Source organism: Leeuwenhoekiella sp. LLG6367-2.1 (assembly GCF_045055775.1).
Classification (GTDB): domain Bacteria; phylum Bacteroidota; class Bacteroidia; order Flavobacteriales; family Flavobacteriaceae; genus Leeuwenhoekiella; species Leeuwenhoekiella aequorea.
The window spans coordinates 711048-725837 of the sequence record NZ_CP159331.1 but is presented as its reverse complement, the minus strand read 5'-3'; the positions used below and the strand labels follow the sequence as shown (position 1 = coordinate 725837).

Annotated in this window: 16 protein-coding genes; 11 read left to right on the top strand and 5 right to left on the bottom strand. The window is 35.6% G+C overall.

The features are described 5' to 3' along the window. Positions 1 to 12 precede the first annotated feature (12 nt). The 8 genes from cdd (at position 13) to ABVM53_RS03245 (ending at position 8322) form a co-directional block, all read left to right on the top strand. Positions 13 to 495 carry a cytidine deaminase gene (gene cdd, locus ABVM53_RS03280; RefSeq protein ID WP_371456900.1) on the top strand — a complete coding sequence of 161 codons (483 nt, stop codon included), beginning with the start codon at positions 13 to 15 and terminating at the stop codon, positions 493 to 495. A 162-nt stretch (positions 496 to 657) separates the two neighbouring features. Next, complete coding sequence (pdhA, locus tag ABVM53_RS03275) at positions 658 to 1659, top strand: pyruvate dehydrogenase (acetyl-transferring) E1 component subunit alpha (RefSeq protein WP_371456901.1); 1002 nt, start codon at positions 658 to 660, stop codon at positions 1657 to 1659. Between the two features lie 4 nt (positions 1660 to 1663). Then, positions 1664 to 3373, top strand: coding sequence for a pyruvate dehydrogenase complex dihydrolipoamide acetyltransferase (locus ABVM53_RS03270; RefSeq protein WP_405329423.1), 1710 nt, complete (start codon positions 1664 to 1666; stop codon positions 3371 to 3373). A 73-nt stretch (positions 3374 to 3446) separates the two neighbouring features. After that, positions 3447 to 4490: a M28 family metallopeptidase gene (locus ABVM53_RS03265; RefSeq protein WP_405329420.1), complete on the top strand. Its 1044-nt coding sequence runs from the start codon at positions 3447 to 3449 to the stop codon at positions 4488 to 4490. Further along, positions 4483 to 5172 carry an SDR family NAD(P)-dependent oxidoreductase gene (locus ABVM53_RS03260; protein ID WP_405329417.1) on the top strand — a complete coding sequence of 230 codons (690 nt, stop codon included), beginning with the start codon at positions 4483 to 4485 and terminating at the stop codon, positions 5170 to 5172. Before ABVM53_RS03265 ends, ABVM53_RS03260 begins: the two co-directional genes overlap by 8 nt. 3 nt (positions 5173 to 5175) lie before the next feature. Then, positions 5176 to 5772: a SprT-like domain-containing protein gene (locus ABVM53_RS03255; protein WP_405329414.1), complete on the top strand. Its 597-nt coding sequence runs from the start codon at positions 5176 to 5178 to the stop codon at positions 5770 to 5772. Between the two features lie 3 nt (positions 5773 to 5775). Further along, complete coding sequence (locus ABVM53_RS03250; protein ID WP_405329411.1) at positions 5776 to 6870, top strand: mannose-1-phosphate guanylyltransferase; 1095 nt, start codon at positions 5776 to 5778, stop codon at positions 6868 to 6870. A gap of 6 nt (positions 6871 to 6876) precedes the next feature. Next, positions 6877 to 8322: a DUF389 domain-containing protein gene (locus ABVM53_RS03245; RefSeq protein ID WP_405329408.1), complete on the top strand. Its 1446-nt coding sequence runs from the start codon at positions 6877 to 6879 to the stop codon at positions 8320 to 8322. 31 nt (positions 8323 to 8353) lie between these two features. Here the strand turns inward: ABVM53_RS03245 and ABVM53_RS03240 are convergent, their stop codons facing one another. Both ABVM53_RS03240 and ABVM53_RS03235 read right to left on the bottom strand, forming a co-directional pair. Beyond that, positions 8354 to 9124 carry an ABC transporter ATP-binding protein gene (locus ABVM53_RS03240; RefSeq protein WP_405329405.1) on the bottom strand — a complete coding sequence of 257 codons (771 nt, stop codon included), beginning with the start codon at positions 9122 to 9124 and terminating at the stop codon, positions 8354 to 8356. Next, positions 9124 to 9861: an ABC transporter permease gene (locus ABVM53_RS03235; RefSeq protein ID WP_128757698.1), complete on the bottom strand. Its 738-nt coding sequence runs from the start codon at positions 9859 to 9861 to the stop codon at positions 9124 to 9126. The genes ABVM53_RS03240 and ABVM53_RS03235 overlap by 1 nt, the downstream gene beginning before the upstream one ends. A 113-nt stretch (positions 9862 to 9974) precedes the next feature. On the opposite strand from ABVM53_RS03235, the gene pafA reads away from it, so the two are divergent. Beyond that, a complete protein-coding gene (gene pafA, locus ABVM53_RS03230; protein WP_405329401.1) occupies positions 9975 to 11618 on the top strand; it encodes an alkaline phosphatase PafA in 1644 nt (547 codons plus the stop codon). Here pafA and ABVM53_RS03225 read toward each other — a convergent pair. Both ABVM53_RS03225 and ABVM53_RS03220 read right to left on the bottom strand, forming a co-directional pair. Next, positions 11610 to 12458 carry a glycosyltransferase family 2 protein gene (locus ABVM53_RS03225; protein ID WP_405329398.1) on the bottom strand — a complete coding sequence of 283 codons (849 nt, stop codon included), beginning with the start codon at positions 12456 to 12458 and terminating at the stop codon, positions 11610 to 11612. The genes pafA and ABVM53_RS03225 overlap by 9 nt on opposite strands. Beyond that, positions 12455 to 12976 carry a methyltransferase gene (locus tag ABVM53_RS03220; RefSeq protein WP_405329395.1) on the bottom strand — a complete coding sequence of 174 codons (522 nt, stop codon included), beginning with the start codon at positions 12974 to 12976 and terminating at the stop codon, positions 12455 to 12457. The genes ABVM53_RS03225 and ABVM53_RS03220 overlap by 4 nt, the downstream gene beginning before the upstream one ends. Positions 12977 to 13184: 208 nt before the next feature. Between ABVM53_RS03220 and ABVM53_RS03215 the strand changes: the two genes are divergently transcribed. Both ABVM53_RS03215 and ABVM53_RS03210 read left to right on the top strand, forming a co-directional pair. Beyond that, positions 13185 to 13736 carry a sigma-70 family RNA polymerase sigma factor gene (locus ABVM53_RS03215; protein WP_128757694.1) on the top strand — a complete coding sequence of 184 codons (552 nt, stop codon included), beginning with the start codon at positions 13185 to 13187 and terminating at the stop codon, positions 13734 to 13736. A gap of 3 nt (positions 13737 to 13739) precedes the next feature. After that, complete coding sequence (locus ABVM53_RS03210; protein WP_405329392.1) at positions 13740 to 13994, top strand: hypothetical protein; 255 nt, start codon at positions 13740 to 13742, stop codon at positions 13992 to 13994. On the opposite strand, the gene ABVM53_RS03205 is transcribed toward ABVM53_RS03210, so the two are convergent. Then, entirely contained in the window at positions 13959 to 14786 is an 828-nt protein-coding gene (locus ABVM53_RS03205; protein ID WP_405329389.1) for a hypothetical protein, read from the bottom strand. The two genes, ABVM53_RS03210 and ABVM53_RS03205, sit on opposite strands and share 36 nt — an antisense overlap. Positions 14787 to 14790 lie beyond the last annotated feature (4 nt).

Genomic DNA, 14790 nt, shown 5'->3' with positions numbered 1-14790 from the left:
TTAAAATTACAGATGAAAAAAATACAGATTCAATCTGAGCTTGAGGTTTATGATGAGCTATCAGAGTTACCTCAGGATATACAAAATCTAATGCAGGCAGCTTTTGTCGCTAGGGATAATGCCTATGCTCCGTATTCTCAATTTCACGTGGGAGCCGCAATATTGCTAGATAATGGTGAGATTATAAAAGGAAGCAATCAAGAAAATGCTGCTTATCCTTCTGGGTTATGTGCAGAACGGACGGCAATTTATTATGCCGGAGCTAACTTTCCTGATGCAAAAATTATAATGATGGCCATATCTGCTAAAGCTAAAAATAAAGAAACACTTACTCCTATTCCTCCTTGTGGATCGTGCAGACAGGCAATTGCCGAATATGAAGTAAAGCAAAAGCAACCTATTGCTATATACTTTATGGGAGAGCGTGGAAGCGTAATTAAAAGCGATTCTCTTCAGAATTTGCTCCCCTTATTATTTACTCAAGAATATTTATAACGAGCCTAGAATAACCCATAAGTTGATTAAAACTATGCCGGTTTTCAATCTTGAAGATGTGAAGTTTTTTTTATTGAAAGACTTTCTCTCTTCCTTATGAATATACTATTTTTGTTATTCGTCAATTTATGACGAGCTGGTGTATAGATAAACCCATATTTAATGAAAGAAATCACAAAAGAAGTATACCTTAATTGGTATGAAGAGATGTCCTTCTGGCGCAAGTTTGAAGATAAATTAGCTCAAGTCTATATTCAACAAAAAGTAAGAGGGTTCTTGCATTTATATAATGGTCAAGAAGCAATCCTTGCAGGTGCTTTACATGCGATGGACCTTACTAAAGATAAAATGATTACTGCTTATCGTAATCACGTGCAGCCTATAGGTATGGGAGAAGATCCTAAGCGTGTAATGGCAGAGCTTTATGGTAAAAAAACCGGAACCTCAATGGGATTAGGTGGCTCTATGCACATTTTTTCTAAAGAACACCGTTTTTACGGTGGTCACGGTATCGTAGGAGGTCAAATTCCTTTGGGTGCTGGTCTTGCTTTTGGAGATAAGTATTTTAAGAGAGAAGCTGTAACTCTTACCTTTTTTGGGGATGGAGCTGCACGTCAAGGTTCTTTACACGAAACTTTTAATATGGCGATGAACTGGAAGCTTCCAGTTGTATTCTGTGTTGAAAACAACGGGTATGCAATGGGTACTTCGGTAAAACGAACAGCCAATCACGAAGATATTTGGAAGTTAGGTTTAGGTTATGAGATGCCTTGTGGTCCTGTAGATGCGATGAACCCGGTTGCGGTTGCAGAAGCATTTGACGAGGCTATATCTAGAGCGCGTCGTGGAGATGGCCCTACCTTCTTAGAACTGAAAACTTATCGTTATAGAGGTCACTCAATGAGTGATGCTCAGAAATATAGAACTAAAGATGAGGTTGCAGAATATCAAAAGATAGATCCTATTACCCAGGTAAAGGATATTTTGTTAGAAAAGCAATATTCAACTGAAGAAGAATTGAAAGAGATAGATAAGCGCGTAAAGAAACGAGTTGCTGAGTGTGAGAAATTTGCTGAAGAAAGTGAATTCCCAGACAAATCAATTATGTATGACGTTGTTTACGAGCAGGAAGATTATCCATTTTTAGCACATAAACCAGTATAATAGTATGGCAGAAGTAATAAAAATGCCTCGCCTTAGTGATACAATGGAAGAAGGAACCGTTGCATCTTGGCTGAAAAAAGTAGGTGATAAAGTAGAAGAAGGTGATATCCTTGCCGAAATTGAGACAGATAAAGCCACTATGGAATTTGAATCCTTTTACGAGGGGACATTACTTCATATTGGTATTGAAGAAGGAGAAACTGCTAATGTAGATTCATTGCTAGCTATTTTAGGTGAAGAAGGAGAAGATATTTCTGGATTACTTGATGGCGGTGCAGAATCATCTTCAGATTCTGAATCTAAGGGTGAAGAGTCTGAAGAATCTGTAGGTTCTGACGATGATCAAGATAAAGAAGAAGAGTCTACTGAAGACACAAAATCGTCAGATGAATCATCTAATGAAGAATCTGAAACTAGTGAAATGCCTGAAGGAGTTGAGGTAATCTCAATGCCACGTTTGAGCGATACCATGGAGGAAGGTACAGTTGCCTCTTGGTTGAAAAAAGTAGGTGATAAAGTTGAAGAGGGAGATATCTTAGCTGAGATCGAGACAGATAAAGCTACTATGGAGTTTGAGTCTTTTTATAAAGGTACTTTACTTCATATAGGAATTCAAGAAGGTGAAACTGCAAAAGTAGATGCCTTACTTGCTATTATAGGTGATGAAGGTACAGATGTTTCTGGTATTGTAAACGGAAAACAAGCAAGCTCTTCTAAAAAGGAAACTTCTAAAAAAGAAGAACCTAAAAAAGAAACTCCAAAGAAAGAGGAATCAAAAAAGGAGGAGCCTAAAAAAGAGGCGCCTAAAAAAGATTCTGGAAAACAGGAAAAAACTAAATCTGAATCTAGTTCTTCTGCAGACGGTCGCATATTTGCATCTCCATTAGCAAAGAAGCTAGCTGAAGATAAAGGTGTTGATATTTCTAAGATTTCAGGTAGTGGGGAGAATGGTAGAGTAGTGCGTAAAGATGTTGAGAATTATACTCCTGCTTCTTCTGGCGGGAATGTTCAGCAATTTGTTGCCACTGGTGAAGAAAGCTATGAGGATGTAAACAATTCTCAAATGCGTAAAGCAATTGCAAAATCACTAGGAAAATCAAAGTTTACTGCGCCGCATTACTACTTGAATGTAGAGTTCAATATGGAGAATATGATTGCATTCCGCAGTCAGTTTAACCAGTTGCCAGACACAAAAGTGTCCTATAATGATATGATCATTAAAGCGGTTGCAATTGCGTTGAAACAGCATCCTCAAGTTAACTCGCAGTGGTTTGACGATAAAATGCGTTTAAACAATCACGTTCATATAGGTGTTGCTGTTGCTGTGCCAGATGGTCTAGTTGTTCCTGTTGTAGAATTTGCAAATGAAAAGTCATTACAGCAGATAAATGCAGAGGTTAAAGAACTAGCAGGGAAAGCTCGTAACAAAAAGTTGAAGCCTGAAGAGATGCAAGGCAGCACATTTACGATTTCTAACTTAGGAATGTTTGGTATTACAAACTTTACTTCGATTATAAATCAGCCTAATTCAGCTATTCTTTCGGTAGGTGCAATTATTGAAAAGCCTGTTGTAAAAGATGGTCAAATTGTAGTAGGCAATACCATGACTTTGTCTATGGCTTGTGATCATCGTACTGTTGATGGAGCAACCGGAGCACAGTTTTTACAGACATTAAAAATGTATATTGAAAATCCAATTTTGATGTTGACCTAATGGTTAATACTCATTTATAATTTATATTTTAAAATCCCGTCAGAACTTGACGGGATTTTTTTATCTTGAACCTATGAGAAAATATTTAGTTGTTTTAAGTGCGTGTACGATGATGGCCTGTGGAAGTCATTCTGATGTGCGCGAAGTAGATGCAGCCGCAGCGGCTGATACATCTAAAGGATATAATCAAAATACCACGATAAGTGCAAATATTAATACATCATCAAATTCTTTAACTACTGCTAAAGAGATTGTAAGTCCTGATGCAATTAAAATGCACGTAGAATATTTAGCTTCAGATTTATTAAAGGGCCGAAATACGGGTAGTACGGGTATTGATGAAGCTGCTACTTATATCATAAAGCAATTTCAAGATGCTGGGGTAAAGCCTTATTTTAGTTCTTACCGAGATAAATTTGATGCAAAAGGAGTGTCAGGTTTTAATGTAGTAGGAATGGTTGAAGGTACAGATCCTGATTTAAAAACTGAATATGTTGTTATTGGAGCTCATTATGATCATATAGGTAGTGCCAAAGTAGTCAATGGAGATTCTATAGCAAATGGAGCTAATGACAATGCCTCAGGAACATCGGCAGTTATTGAATTGGCTAAATATTTTGCCGAAACTAAAACAAATAAACGTAGTATTATATTCGCTCTTTTTGCAGCTGAAGAAATGGGTCTATTAGGTTCTGCTCATTTAGCTAAACGTTTAAAAACTACTTCTATTAATCCCTATGTTATGTTTAACATTGAAATGATAGGAGTTCCTATGACAGATAAGGATTATACGGTTTATCTGACGGGTTTTGAAAATAGTAATATGGCAGAGAAATTTAATGGCTATAGTGGTTCTAAGGTTATGGGATTTTTACCACAAGCTAAACAGTATAACTTATTTAAGAGGAGTGATAATTATGCCTTTTACGAAGAGTTTAAAATACCAGCGCAAACTGTTTCAACCTTCGATTTTACTAATTTTGACTTTTATCATCATGTAGATGATGAAGCGACTGTAATGGATTTTAATCATATTGCGAATGTTGTTAATCAGTTAATTCCCGGAGTAGAAGGAATGACTAATAGTAATTCTCACGAAATTATTTGGAATGAGTAAGAGTAAAAATATTGTTCTTACAGGAACGAGTAGGGGAATTGGGTTTGAAATGGCGCAACTCTTAGCCTCACAAGGACATCAGGTATTAGCGTTATCACGGAACGAAAAGCCGTTAAGTGAGAAAAATATCCAAGGAATACATACTTTCTCATTTGATATCACTAACGCTTCAGACTTCACGCGGGTTACATCTTTTATTACTGAAAATTGGCAATCTGTAGATATTCTTATTCATAATGCCGGAGCTTTATTAAATAGTCCTTTTGAGGAGATTAGTAGACAATCTTTCCGTAGCATATATGAAGTCAATGTTTTTGGAGTGGCAGAATTAACTCAAACGGTATTGCCTTTTATGAAATCTGGATCTCACGTAGTTACCGTGAGCAGTATGGGAGGAATTCAAGGAAGTTCTAAGTTTCCGGGGTTAGCTGCCTATAGTTCAAGTAAGGGTGCAGTAATAACCTTAAGCGAATTACTCGCAGAAGAATACAAAGATAAGGGAGTTGCCTTTAATGTTTTGGCACTTGGAGCCGTACAAACCGAAATGCTAGAAGAGGCGTTTCCAGGTTATGAGGTGCCACTCTCTGCCGCTGAAATGGCGAGCTATATAGCAAACTTTTCGCTTACAGGAAATAAATTTTATAATGGTAAAGTGTTGCAAGTAGCTGCAACAACTCCCTAAGTAATGAAAGAAATTTTAGGTAAATACATACCTGATCAAGCTGTAGAGCCGGTGTTTGAACTTATTAAAGCCTTAGGAGTTCACTTAAAAATTGTTGATGAGCGGGTTACAAGGCACGGAGACTACAGAAGATTAGCAGATGGAGGTCATCAAATCACAGTAAATACAAATTTAAATACCTACCGCTTCTTAATAACCCTGATCCATGAAATTGCACATTTAGTGGCATTTCAAAAATATGGAGCACGAATCAAACCCCACGGAAAGGAATGGAAATATACATTTCAAAATTTAATGCTTGCTTTTATTAGACCAGAAATTTTTCCGAAGCAGATATTGCCCGTAATAGCAAATCATTTTAAGAACCCTAAAGCGAGTAGTGATACTGATGCTAAGTTATCGTTAGCTCTTAAGGAATTTGATCCTTCCAATGATAAAAACTATATATTTGAAATTCCAGAAGGTAGTTATTTCAAGATTTACAACGGCAAAATTTTTAAAAAAGGAGCTAGGCGGGTAAAGAGATATGAATGTATTGAAACTGCTACGGGTAGAATCTATTTATTTCAGCCTAATGCTGAAGTAGAATTAATAAAATAAATAATGATCGATAGTAAAAATTATTATGCAGTTATAATGGCTGGAGGAGTAGGATCTCGTTTTTGGCCTTTAAGTAAAGCAAATTATCCAAAACAATTTCACGATATACTTGGAGCTGGTGAAACTTTAATTGAACGAACATTTGGTCGTTTATCCCAGACAGTTCCTGCAGATAATGTATTGGTTTTAACAAATGAGCGATATAAAGCGCTTGTAAATGAACAATTGCCAAAAGTAAAGGATGAGAATATTATCCTAGAGCCAGCTATGCGTAATACAGCGCCTTGTATTTTACTGGCTGCACTTAAGATCTATAAATCTAATCCAGACGCAGTAATGATTGTTGCGCCTAGCGATCATTGGATAGAAGACGAAGCTTCATTTCTTAAAAATTTAAATACAGCTTTTGAATCTTGCGTAACTGATAATTCTGAAGAAAAATTATTAGTGACTTTGGGTATCGAACCCACATTTCCTCACACAGGATACGGTTATATCCAATATTCAGATAATACAACAGAAGTTAAAACGGTTAAAGCGTTTAAAGAAAAACCAGACTATAATACAGCTAAAGAATTTTTGGCAGAAGGTAATTATTCTTGGAATGCAGGTATTTTTATATGGAGTGCTCGTGCTATAATAGAAGCTTTTGAGAAATATCTACCAGAAATGTTCTCACTATTTAATGACGGATATGATGTGTTAAATACGGACGATGAGGCTCAATTTATTGAAGATAACTATGCCAAAGCAGAAGATATAAGCATCGATTACGGAATACTTGAAAAAAGTAAAAATGTCGGAGTTATTCCAGCGACATTTGATTGGAGTGACTTGGGCGCTTGGGGTTCTTTATACGACAAATTAGATAAGGATAAAGATGATAACGTTATTGTTAATGCAAAAGTAGTTACTAAAGAAGCTACCGGTAATTTAATACGTACCCAGGCAGGTAAAGTTGTTGTTATTGATGGTTTAAATAATTTCATTGTAGTAGATAGTTCTGATGTTCTAGTAATTATGCCTAAAGCAAAAGAGCAAGATGTCAAAATTATGCGTAATGAGGTTAAAGAGAAATTTGGGGCAGATCTAGTCTAATATTTTATGAAGGAAGAAAATAAACCAAAAGAAGAGCACGTAGTTTCTAATGAAGCTGTTAAGAAAGATGCGAAGAGTCTACTTAAAAATGTGCGAAGCTTTATGTCTGAATTACTCGACATACGGGAAGATACAGATAGAGATTCTACAATCGAAGCTGTAAAAAAAGATATTTCTTTTAAAGGTCACAATGCGTGGATTCTTATTTTCTCAATCTTTGTTGCTTCTATTGGTTTAAATGTAAGTAGTACTGCTGTTGTTATTGGGGCGATGTTAATTTCTCCATTAATGGGACCTATTGTAGGTATAGGGCTTTCATTAGCAATTAATGATATTGAGATGCTTCGGCGCTCATTAATTAATCTTGCTGTAATGATCATTTTAAGTGTACTTACAGCTACTATTTACTTTTTAATATCTCCTATAACCGAACTTACTCCAGAACTTGAGGCGCGTACATATCCAACGATTTTAGATGTATTGGTTGCGATTTTTGGTGGTTTGGCGCTTATTGTAGGAAAGACAAAGAAAGGTACTATGGCAAGTGTAATCTTTGGTGTAGCAATTGCTACAGCCTTGATGCCGCCACTCTGTACGGTAGGATATGGTATAGCTATGGGAGAGCCTTCTTACTATACAGGAGCTTTCTATTTATTTTCAATCAATGCTGTATTTATAGCGCTCTCGACATTTCTAGTGTCAAAGCTTTTAGGTTTTCCTATGGTAAAATATGCTAATAGTAAACGTAGAAGATTTGTAGCTCAAATGGCATCTTTAGTTGCGCTGGTTGTTATGATACCTAGTATGTTTCTATTCTATAATCTTTACAAAACCCAAGTATTTAATAGCGCTACCGAGGAGTATGTAAAAGAAATAATAAAGTATGAAGGTGCCGAAGTGGTGAAGCTTTCTCAAGATTATAAGACTAAAAATATTGACGTCTATTTAATCGGAGCATTAGTCCCAAAACAGAAAATAGCGGAGTGGTATAGAGGTATTCGGGAGGAAGAAAATTTAAAAGATGTGAATCTGAAAATTCATCAGGGATCTGATCAATCTTCTGAAATGGCTGCTCAATTATCAAGCGCAGTAAAGTCTGGTATTTTAGAAGATTTATATGTAAATAATCAACAGGCTTTAACCGATAAGAATAGTCAGATACTTTTATTAGAAGAGCAGCTTACACGCTTACGATCCTCAGGAATTCCTTTTGTAGGGTTAAGTGAAGAAGTGCACGTAAATTACGAGAATATAGAGCGTTTTGGGTTTTCAAACACTATAAATACCGACTTTAAAAAGGCAGATACAATCCCCGTTTTCTTTGTTCAGTGGAATTCAAAATTAAATGAAAGTTCAAAAAGAAAAGAAGAAGCTAAACTGAAAAATTGGATTAAATTAAAATACAATTTAGATACACTAAGTGTGGCCAGATATCCGCTAATACAGAATTAAGCAATCAAGAATTATTTTAAAGAGGGGTATGTTATTGATGATCTTTTATAACAGCCTCTCTTACTTTTTTAAATAAATCTGAGGAATAAACAAAATCAGTTACATCTTGATTTTCTGTATTAAAGATTGAGTCTTTAGATCCTTCCCACGCTAAATGTCCCTTTTGTAAGAATACAATTTTCTCACCTATCTCCATTACAGAGTTCATATCATGCGTATTTATGATAGTAGTAATATCATACTCGTGGGTAATCTCCTGAATAAGGTTATCTATAAGTGTCGCAGTACGTGGATCTAATCCTGAATTTGGTTCGTCGCAAAATAAATATTTTGGATTGTTCACAATAGCTCTAGCTATTGCTACCCTTTTTTGCATACCACCAGAAATTTCAGAAGGGAGCTTTTTATTAGCGTCAATTAGATTAACACGTTTAATTACTTCATTTGCACGTTCTAATCGCTCAGCTTTACGTTGTTTAGTGAACATTTTTAAGGGGAACATGATATTTTCTTCCACCGTCATTGAATCAAATAGGGCGCTTCCTTGAAATACCATTCCCATTTGCTCGCGTAATGTCCTTTGGTTTTCTGGAGATAATTCAGAATACGCCTCACCATCATATAATATTCTTCCTTCCGTAGGTCTAAATAAACCTAAAAGGCATTTTAAGAATACCGTTTTCCCAGATCCACTTTGACCAATAATCAGATTGGTTTTTCCTTTTTCAAAGGTTGTAGAGATTCCTTTTAAGACTAATTCATCTCCGCCAAATCCTTTCTTTAAATCCTTAACTTCGATCATTAGCTTAAAAGTAATTGAGTTAATACATAGTTTGCTAAAATAATAAACACACTAGTCCATACAAACGATGTGGTACTTGCTTTACCAACTTCAAGAGCCCCACCTTTCATATAATATCCGAAGAATGATGGAATCGTAGCTAATAGTAATGCAAATACAAATGTCTTTAAAAATGCGTATACCAATTGGAATGGTATAAAATTATCTTGTAATCCTACAATAAATTGATCCCCTGTTGCAAAACCACCAAAAACAGCAGCAGTATAGCCCCCAAGTATCCCAAGAAACATTGCGATAGCAATTACGAAAGGATAAAATAACATTGCAATTATTTTAGGAAACACTAAATAGTTTAGAGAATTTATACCCATAACTTCTAATGCATCTATCTGTTCTGTTACCCGCATTGTTCCTATACTAGAGGTAATAAATGAACCCACTTTACCTGCCATAATAATAGAAATGAATGTAGGAGCAAATTCTAATATTATAGATTGTCTGGATGCAAATCCTATTAATGACTTGGGTAATATTGGGTTATCCATATTGAGGGCAGTTTGTATGGCAACAACTCCTCCCACAAAAAAGGATATAAAACATACGATACCTAATGATCCTATTATTAAATCATCAATCTCTTTAAGAACAAGATTACGTAGTACAGAGGTTTTGGTAGGTTTAATAAAAACACCCTTTAACATCATAAAATAAAGACCAATCTCTTTAAGGTATCCCATATTGCTATTTTCAGGCTTAAAAATAGCAAAAATTGGTGTGCCCCCTATTTAAGATTAACTTAATCTTATTATTAAACCAAAGGATTAGTTTTGTGTAACAAATTAAATAAACAATGAATTTTACTCTTTTAAAGTCTTTCTCGCTGGGTATTTTAATGGCAGCGGGTTTGCAAGGTTTTAGTCAGGCTAACAATGAAAAACCCAAACTTGTAGTAGGTGTGGTGGTAGATCAAATGCGGTATGATTATTTAACTCGTTTTGCCAATCATTATGGCAATGATGGTTTCAAACGTTTACAACGTGATGGTTTTGATTGTCAAAATAATCATTTTAACTACGCTCCTACTTATACAGGCCCTGGACACGCATCTGTTTATACAGGGACTACGCCCCAAAACCACGGTATAATTTCAAATAACTGGTACAATAAATTTGAAAAAAATGAGGTGTATTGTGTAGAAGATACTACCGTTGCTTCTGTAGGTACAACAAATGTAGGGGTAGGGCAAATGTCTCCTCGTAGAATGAAAACAAGTACCGTTACAGATGAAAATAGAATGCATACTCAGATGCGAGGTAAAACTATAGGAGTTGCAATAAAAGATCGAGGCTCTATTCTTCCTGCTGGGCATACTGCAAACGGAGCATACTGGTTTCACGGGGCTGATGAAGGCGTTTTTGTCACCAGTACGTATTATATGGAAACCCTTCCAAAATGGGTGAAAGATTTTAATAATAAGAAAATAGCACAATCTTATATGAAGGTTTGGGATACCTACAAGCCCATAACTGAATATATAGAAAGTGGAAGTGATGAAAATAATTTTGAAGGCGGGTTTAGAGGAAAAGAAACAGCATCATTTCCGTATGATCTTAAGAAATTAGGGTCGCAAAACGGAAACTTTGATATTATAAAAAATACACCCTACGGAAACTCATTAACAACAGACTTTGCTATTGCAGCTTTAGAAGGTGAGCAATTAGGATTAGATAAGGATACAGACTTTTTAGCCGTAAGTTATAGTTCTACAGATTATGTGGGGCATAACTTCGGAGTAAATTCTAAAGAAGTTCAAGACACGTATGTGCGCCTAGATAAAGATATAGCACGTTTGTTTAAAGCGCTTGATGAGCAAGTAGGAGAAGGGAATTACACTTTATTTCTTACTGCAGATCACGGGGCTGTAGATGTGCCCTCTTACCTAACGAGTTTAAAAATTCCTTCTGGTTATTTTAAAGGATCTCAATTTAACAAAGAATTGAAGGATTTTGTGGCTAAAAAGTATGGGCGAAATGATCTTATTGAAGATATTTCAAATTATCAGGTTTTCTTTAGCTACAACGTGCTTGCCGATGAGGGCATCAATGCTGAAGAATTACAAAAGGATATTAAGCATTTTGCTTTACAATATGAGGCAGTTGCTATGGTATATACTCGTGCACAGATGGAGCAAGGATCTTATGATACTGGTGTAGCTTCTCTCATTCAGAAAGGATTTAATCAAAAACGAAGCGGAGACGTATTTATCGTGCTTGATCCTGGTTATTTAAGTGGTGGCGGAACGGGCTCTTCACACGGTTCTGCATTTAGTTATGATACACACGTTCCTTTATTATTTTACGGAAACGGAATAAAAAATGGAAAAACGGCTAATAAAACTGAAATTCCGGATATAGCCGCAACGATTTCAGTATTACTTGGGATAGAATTCCCTAATGGGATATCTGGAACTGTAATTTCTGAGGCTCTAAAGTAATTTCTGTTTGATCTTCTTCCAGCGAAGATTACGTATAAAAACACCTTCCTGTTTAGTAACTAAATAGGGTAGGTGTTTTTTTTGTGCCAGAAAAAAACCTTTTAAATAATCTATAAACAATTTAGCGCTCTTTTTCCTGAAAGCAAGTTTTCCAGAAGCAACTGTTGTGAGAAATAAGCCGTAGCGCATACCATAGAAAGCTTCACCTTGTTTATATCTTGCTTTAGAAGTATAGGTGTGCCCCGTAGGTTTTAAATGCTTGACTTTTAAATTTTGATCTGTCGCTACTTCCCATTGATGATACTGCGCAAGTAATTCATCTAAAGTATCCCATCCCATCGCTGTTTTCAAGCCATTAATAGATTCGAAACAAGCTTTACGATAGCATTTTAATGCGCCTCGTATGTGATCTTTATTTGTTAGGTTTTCTAATTGCCAAGTGCCGTTTTGTTCGATATAGCAAAACCCTCCAAACATTCCCAACTTGGGATTCGCTTGAAAATTTGAAACCAATACTTCTAAATAATTATCCGGAAAAATTAAATCTGCATCAAATTTACAAAGCAAATCATAGTCTGTAGTTAAATGTGTTAAACCATAATTAAAGGCTTGTACTACTTTACTGCCGGGTAGATGAAGTGCCTCAGATTTTTTTTGAATAAGCTGAATGGTATCATGAATTACTGCATAGCTTTTTACCACGGCAGCGGTGTCATCAGAGCTGCCGTCATCAACTACTACAATTTTATGTGCTGCATAAGATTGATTCAGTAAAGAATCTAGTGTCAAACTGATTAATGATGCTTCGTTATATGCAGGTATAATTATTACAATTTTCATTTTCGCTCTGCGTAAATCAAATAATATCTGGGTGTAAACAAGCGTAATAAAGGTCTAAAGCCAATTTTTTTGACTGGATGTGTAAATTTTTCTCGTTTCTTAATAACCCAGCCTGATTTTTCTAATAACCAATCAAATTGCCAATCCTCAAATTCGTGATAGTGCCTATCCCATTTATCATTTTTATTTTGATATGCGGGAGAAAACCAAAGTTTTAGAGGAATACTTGCGACAAGTTTGTCTGATTTTATATCCTTCAAAACATTAAAAGGGGCTAGTAAATGTTCAAATATTTCAAATGCAGTTACTGCGTCTGCAGTTGTATTTTGAGCGACTACTGTGTCAACATCCAGATCTTCACCCGTTGTATTTTGGACGTGGTAACCCTGTGTTTTCATAATTTCAGAAAACGGATTTTCTACGCCTAAGTCTAGAATAGAACTTCCCTCGGGCAATACTTCTTGGAGAAACCTTGCTGTTATAGCATATCGTTTATTGGGAAAAGTTTTTTCGTACACAGCTTTGATAGTTTTCCACAGCGTGGATATTTGAATTTTCGGATTTATTTATTTTAAAAACGAATGTAAAAGTAAGTGATTGCTCGCATTTAGTTAAAGAGATTTGTAAGGATAATAAAAAGGCTTGTGCATATGCAAAATTCTACGAAGCTTACAACCTATAATTTGTGTAGATTTGCATCATGTTGATACGACAGATTTAACAATTATGGCAGACCACCAGCTCAATCCCCAAAAATGGGTTGATAAATACTCAGATTACCTTTATAATTACACGATTGTAAAAGTTAGTGATAAAGAGATCGCTGAAGATATTATTTCTGAGACTTTTCTTGCCGGGTTAAAGTCGATGAAGAATTTTAAAGGGGAAGCTAGTGAACGTACTTGGTTAATTTCTATTCTTAAGCGTAAAATTATAGATCATTATCGTAAAATAAATTCTAATAAGGGGAAGGCTGAAGTTCGTATGAACTATGCTAGCGATGAAGAAGCCGGAGACTGGTTAGAAGAGCGCGTTGCAGATCCCTTTGACCGTACTGCAGAAGATGATTTAGAAAATACAGAACTAGGTGTTGCGATCTATGCGTGTATAGATAAATTGCCAGAGAAACAGGCTGCAATATTTAGGAAAAAAACAATTGAAGGTCAGGATACTGAAACTATTTGTAAAGAATTTGATATTACACCGTCTAATTTATGGGTAATCATTCACAGGGCTCGCACAGCACTGGCGAGTTGCTTAGAAGAAAACTGGTTATAAGAGATGAAACTATTTGTAAATTGTAAAAAGGCAGGTCACCTTTGTGATAAGGTTCAATATAAAGATGCTTCTCTATTTGAGAAACTTAGTGTGGTTGTCCATAATATGGTTTGTAAGCATTGCTCTGATTATTCAGAACGCAATTTGCGATTGACCAAGCTTATAAATGACCCTAAGTGCAAAAAGATGCCCGAAGATTGTAAGAAGCGTATTCAGCAGGAATTAGATCGGGAATTGGCTAAAGATCAAAACAAATAAATACCAGAGAATGGGTATTCCTTCTACAAAAAAGGATGCGTAATACGTAGATTGATTTTTTAAAGCTCGTAATATTGCCAGTCCCGTAAGTCCAATTACTAAATAGTGTACTACTCTTAAATAAGGAGTTATCGATACTTTAAAAAACTCCAAAGTCACGCAGATTGCAAGTAGAGCCAAGCCAAAAAGTTTGGTTTTTTTTATGCCCAATAGTTGAGGTAATGTGCCTAAATGCTCACTATCATATTTTACATCTCGTATTTCAAACGGAATGATTAAAGCGAGTACAAATAAAAATCTTTGTACTAAAATTAGAGTAACATCCCAATCCCAAACAGCTTCCTTATAAACTACAGGTAAATAGGTGGTCACTCCAGACCAGACAGCTGCAATTATAAAAATTTTTAAAGTAGGTATGTGTCTCAGATTTCTTTTCTGCGGCATAACGGGTAATGCGTAGAATAACGTCAATAGGACTAAGGGAATGCAATAGATATAAAACTGAAATTCAAATTGGAATAGAATTATCAGTAATATTAAGAAGCATAGAAATGAAAACGCCTGAATAATCTTTAATTTATCGGTGAGATTTCTATGATGTAACCCGGCCAGACTAGCATACTTCACAAAATTATAGCCGGTTATTGTTCCGAAGAATAAAAAGTAATTAAATAAAAAACCTACCTCAAGATGCAGTTCGTTTTGAGTTACCAGCGACAAGCAAAGTACAGCAAATGCAACGTGCATACTGCTATTGATATAAAAATCAAATAGACCTCTTACTAGCTTCATTTCG